Source organism: Lutibacter sp. B1 (assembly GCF_012524075.1).
Classification (GTDB): domain Bacteria; phylum Bacteroidota; class Bacteroidia; order Flavobacteriales; family Flavobacteriaceae; genus Lutibacter.
The window spans coordinates 1-5008 of record NZ_JAAZUI010000044.1; the positions used below are offsets into that span (position 1 = coordinate 1).

The 5008-nt window shown below is 32.1% G+C and carries 4 protein-coding genes; all 4 read right to left on the reverse strand.

What is annotated here, in order from left to right; all coding sequences use genetic code 11:
• Window positions 1-257: 257 nt before the first annotated feature.
• Window positions 258-1334: a DUF262 domain-containing protein gene (locus HGB55_RS14385; RefSeq protein ID WP_168817680.1), complete on the reverse strand. Its 1077-nt coding sequence runs from the start codon at window positions 1332-1334 to the stop codon at window positions 258-260.
• On the reverse strand, window positions 1331-2443 hold the full coding sequence (locus tag HGB55_RS14390; protein WP_168817682.1) for an adenine-specific methyltransferase EcoRI family protein: 1113 nt from the start codon (window positions 2441-2443) through the stop codon (window positions 1331-1333). The genes HGB55_RS14385 and HGB55_RS14390 overlap by 4 nt, the downstream gene beginning before the upstream one ends.
• 222 nt (window positions 2444-2665) lie before the next feature.
• Window positions 2666-3160 carry a lipocalin family protein gene (locus HGB55_RS14395; protein WP_168817684.1) on the reverse strand — a complete coding sequence of 165 codons (495 nt, stop codon included), beginning with the start codon at window positions 3158-3160 and terminating at the stop codon, window positions 2666-2668.
• Between the two features lie 172 nt (window positions 3161-3332).
• The gene (locus HGB55_RS14400; RefSeq protein WP_168817686.1) at window positions 3333-4850 is read right to left on the reverse strand and encodes a DUF4041 domain-containing protein; all 1518 of its coding nucleotides are present in this window, start codon (window positions 4848-4850) and stop codon (window positions 3333-3335) included.
• Between the last annotated feature and the right edge of the window lie 158 nt (window positions 4851-5008).

Genomic DNA, 5008 nt, shown 5'->3' on the forward strand with positions numbered 1-5008 from the left:
AGAAAAATAAATTAAAAACTTATTCCGGAATAATGCCCAAAATCAGAATATTTTCAGCTTTAGTAAATCATTATTTTTGAAAGAAAATTTCTCTGCCAAGTTCCAATCTCGTTATTTTAGGCAACGGTTAGTATATGAAAAGTAGGCGATTTCAAAGCACTAAACTTTCAGCTAAACACAAGGCTTGATATGAGTCACAACCCTTGTAATTACTACTGTTTCGCCTATTTTTTATATACATTGTTGTACCCCGTTTTTTATTTTCCGCCTTTTTCCCTGTTCGCTTCTTTACTCAACATTTGACAGTTTTCTGCGGTTGTTTTTCCACCTAAATGCCAAGGCGTAATGTGGTCAGCTTCCATTTCTTCAATTGCGTAATGCTTTTTCTTTACTGGACAAATTCCTTTTTGACGTTCATAGGCTTCTCGTCTTTGATTTGGACTGAAAGCACGAATGTTTAAATATTTCTCTTTTCTTGTCAGAACGTAAGTATAAATACCTTTTTTATTCCCTACATCTTCATCTTCCATTAATTTAGCGACTTCGGTTTCAAGTTTTGCTGAGTCATATTTTTGGTCTTTGAACTCGTTGTAAAGAAATCCCCAATCAATGCCTTTCATTTCTCTACGATATTTTGGGAATATAGCTTTAACCCAACTAATTACACTTTGAAAATACAGCCATAGTTCATTTGCATTCGGTTCGTGTTGGCTCTTTGACATATAATCTTCAATCTTACCTTCAGAAATCCATTTGATTGCCGTTTCTAAATATTCTTGTCTATTTGCCGAACCACCTAAATAATCATCTCCGATTTTAGGTCTGCTATTTTTTGATAAATATCTCTTTGCATCTGTCACCCAAGAGCCTGAGTAAACCGCATTTCTTAATTCTTGGTCTGTTAGTTTTTCCCCTGCAATGTTGATTGTCCTGAACCACTCTAATTTTTCACTGTCTGTGCCTTCACAGAAGTAAACCATAAGTTCATAATCTAAAATTTCTTCTTGTTTATCTTTGGGTAGATTATGAAATGCTAAACCATTAATTGAGAAGTCGTTATTTACATATTGGCAAATAGATATTGTTCTTTGTTGTCCGTCAATTATTTCAAATTCACCGTCTTCCCTTACTGCCCAATACATAACATTTAAGGGGAATTTTTTTGTGATTGTGTCAATAACAGCATCACGTTGTTTGTCCTTGTAAATGAACTCACGTTGGTAGGGTGGTCGTATGTCTAACTTACCACCATATCCAATTACACCATCTTCTTGGTTGTCTTCGTAACCTTTGGTTAAATCTCGAACCTTGATTTCTTTTAATTCTATATTCATATTCTTTTATTCTTTATAATGATTCGTGCGTAAGGAACTTTGACAATTCCATTTTCCATAATGTAAAGGTCGCCATCTACAGCACCACGTTTTTGAATTTCTTTCCTATATTTCTTGTGTTCGGGTTTATAAGGTTGTACACCAATGTCAATTCCTGAGTTAGAAATTCCCAATCCAATAATCTCAAATTGCTCTGGGTTATGTTTGTCGATAAAGGTTATTGGAACACCCATAAAACCTTTATAATCTATAGGAATATCTGCAACTCTTGAAACTTCAATACCATTGAAATTTTCGTATTTAGGATATTGGTCTTCGTTCCCAATGTAAGTTTTGTAAAGGATTAAATCTTCTGTATGTTTCTTTACTTGAAGATTAGTAAACCAACAAGAAGTTGATACACGTGCGATTTTATTTCCGTTTTCATCAATGTGGTGATATTTTTCCCAATCATCAGGAACAACAAAGAACATCCCTACATTGAAATTTGTGTATCCTGTTCTCAGTTTGTTGTCCTTTATTAACGCAAATGTTTCTTTGTAAGTAATTGCGTTTGTATTTCCAATAATTAAAAACTTCTTGTTGTGTTCTTCTAATTGCGAAATATATTCTCTAAACAATGAAAATGGTGGGTTGCTAACGACTATATCAGCTTCTTTCAGAATTTCAACACATTCATTGCTTCTAAAATCACCGCTACCTTTTAACTTTTTTGCGGTGTTTTTGTCGTGTTTTAATAAATACTCAACATCTGATATGTCAATTGCACCGTCTTTGTTGTAATCTTTTACTTCATTAATTACAATTTTGATTGGTTCTTTCTCTTTTTCAGCTTTAACGCCTTGAATATCAAATAGTGAAATTTGAGTACCTAAAATTGGTGAACCCGAATAACTTGTTGCTATGAGTTTCTTAATTCCAAGAAGGTTAAAGTTTGAAGCAAAGTATTTAAAGAAGTTGCTTTCAAAGGGGTCATCTGCATTGCAGTAAACAACTTTGTCCTTGAACTGGTCTTTGTAGTGTCGTAGTTCCTTTTCAATATCTGTTAATTGAGTATAGAACTCATCTTTTTTTGCCTTATTGGCATTTTTTAATGTATCGTGAGCCATTCAGTCAATTGCTTTTTGAGGTCATTAAATTAATATTTTCTATCTCGTTCATTTTCTATTCACGGTCTTTTTTTAAATGGGGTACAACGGTCTCGTATAACCGTCAGTTACGGGTTAAAGTATGTAAATTTTTCGGTTTAGCACTGACGTTAGCAATTCCGAGTGGATTCGGACGTAGTCGAATCCGCCGTAATTGTGGTTATACATTGTTGTAAGTAGTTTTTATTCGAACCAGCCATAAGGATCTTCTCTTTTTGCGGTTATCTGTATTGTATCAATAGTTCCGTCATTATTGTAATCATCAGATGTCAATACTGTAAATTCAGTATCTGTTATATTTAAAACTTCATACTCTAATACTAGTTGTTCTCCAAAATAAAAAGATAATATATTCTCATTCACTTTCCAATCTAAAATCACTTGAGATGTTCCACAATCATTATTTATATGTATAATCTCCTCATATGTAAAAGGTCTAATGTCAGTATTAAAAAAACCAAAAACATCTTTTGTACAGTTAGGATTGTGTTCATATGATATTTCTTGATTTCCATTCACAATTATTGTTTCATTAACCCAAGCTCCAATCATTAAATCTACGTTAAAAGAAGGATTGATAATATTACCAATAGCTTGTTCTTGAGAATTATTATCATCATCTTTTTCACATGAAAATATAATTCCACTAATTAAAAATATCAAAATTAATTTTCTCATAAATTATTATTTAGTTTTTCATCAAATTACTTACAACGGGCTCGGCTATGAGTAGTTGCGTGGGTTAGCACTTAACTTTGCAAGTACACACCAAACTGAAAATCCTCGCGGATTTTCAGAAATAGGCGAGACCAAGCAATTACTTATAGCCATTGTTGTAGCAAGTACTTTTTCAGAACAAACTGTCTGGATATTTTTCAATTTCGTTTTCAATTTCTTCTTGTTTAGCTTGCTCTAATTGTTTTATTATTGATTTTGTTTCTCTGTATTCTTGTGCTTCTGGAACTTTAATAAATTCCACTTCTTTGTCATATTTTTCTTGGATAACTTGTTCTATTTCGTCAAGTGTAACTCTAAAATATTCTTTTCGATAGTTCACTTTATTTATTCTCCTATCGTCAAATTCTTTTTGCAATAAATTTTCTAATTCAGGTGCGTTTTCAGTGAAGATAAGAGCGTGTAAATCAAATCTAAAAGGAACGGAAGCATCTCCTAATTCTCTGACTCTATCCATAGGTTCAAGTCTTCGAGTCATTCCTATTTTATATATATTCTCTCCAAATGAGCCAATATTAGAAATAATATAAACGTGTCCCGATTTTGTTTCTTGTGCTCTTGAAATTACTCTTTCTTTTGCTTCGTGTGCTTCTTGAAGGTTTTTTTGAAGTTCGGCTATTTGTGTATTCAATTTTTCAAGTTCTTCGCCACTTACTAAACCAAGTTCTTTTTGTGCTCTTTCAAGAGCTTTTTGGAACCTTTTTTCTTCTAATTCCGCTTCTTTCTTTGCTTTTTCAAACTCTCTTTGTGCTCTTTCTTCTTCTCTTTGTTCTTCTCTTATCGCTCTTTGTTCTTCTTTTTCTTGTTGTTTTTTGTGTTCGAGTTCATAAGCTAGATGAAGTTCATCCAATTTTAATTTTAAGTATTCATCAGTAATATAAACATCATTTGATTTTCCAAGTTTATTAATTGCGGTAAAAGCTTTTGTTATACGTTCTTCAAAACGTTTGACGTTATTCCATTTTACTTTGGAAATTAGAGTGTCACATTCACCGTTAAATGCTCTTAGCGTTAGGTTTATATAACGTCTTGTCATTATTTCTCCTTGTTTTCTACTATTTCCAACGTGCCAATTGGTGTTGCAAATACAAGCATTTCCGTCTTTTATCAATTGTTTTTGCTTGGTTCGAATATTAGTCAGTTCCTCTTTGTATTTTTCTGAAGTTTCATAGTCAAATATTGGTTCGTAAATTCCAAGTTCAACAAATTCGAGGTCATTTCTGTAAAGGTTTATATCTCTTTCTAATTCCTTAAAAATTGATTTAGCTTCTGTATATCTATCATTTAGATTTGATGCTTTATTTTGAATTTCATTGAGTTCCCTTTCCTCAATTTCTCTTGAATCTTTAAGTTTTTCAAGTTCTGAATTTAATGTTTGTAAGTCATTTATACTTTCATTAAAAGATTTGGCGGTTTTTTGTAGTTCTACTAATTCAACATTCCTATTTTCAATTTCCTTTTCTATTGATACAATTCCGTTATATCTGTTTAGGTCGGAATGAAGTTTATCCGTTTCTTTTATTTTTTGTTCTAGTTCCGATTTGAATTTTTTCTTGGTTTTGAGATAATTCAAAATTGTTAGGATTAAAGCAATTCCTAATACTACTGATGTTATTATTAATCCTAATTCCATTTAATCGGTTCGGTTTTTCAGTATTTGCTACAACGGGTTTGTATATGGCTTCGTTGTGGGAAAATCAGCGAGATTTTTCCGCCGAAGCAATTTTGATTATAAATATAAGGAATTTTTCAATTAAAAAATTCCGCCACAATGAGCTATATACGTTGTTG

Coding starts and splice junctions, on each gene's coding strand:
- HGB55_RS14385 (WP_168817680.1), bottom strand. CDS start 1,334: ATGAATATAGAATTAAAAGAAATCAAGGTTCGAGATTTAACCAAAGGT.
- HGB55_RS14400 (WP_168817686.1), bottom strand. CDS start 4,850: ATGGAATTAGGATTAATAATAACATCAGTAGTATTAGGAATTGCTTTA.
- HGB55_RS14395 (WP_168817684.1), bottom strand. CDS start 3,160: ATGAGAAAATTAATTTTGATATTTTTAATTAGTGGAATTATATTTTCA.
- HGB55_RS14390 (WP_168817682.1), bottom strand. CDS start 2,443: ATGGCTCACGATACATTAAAAAATGCCAATAAGGCAAAAAAAGATGAG.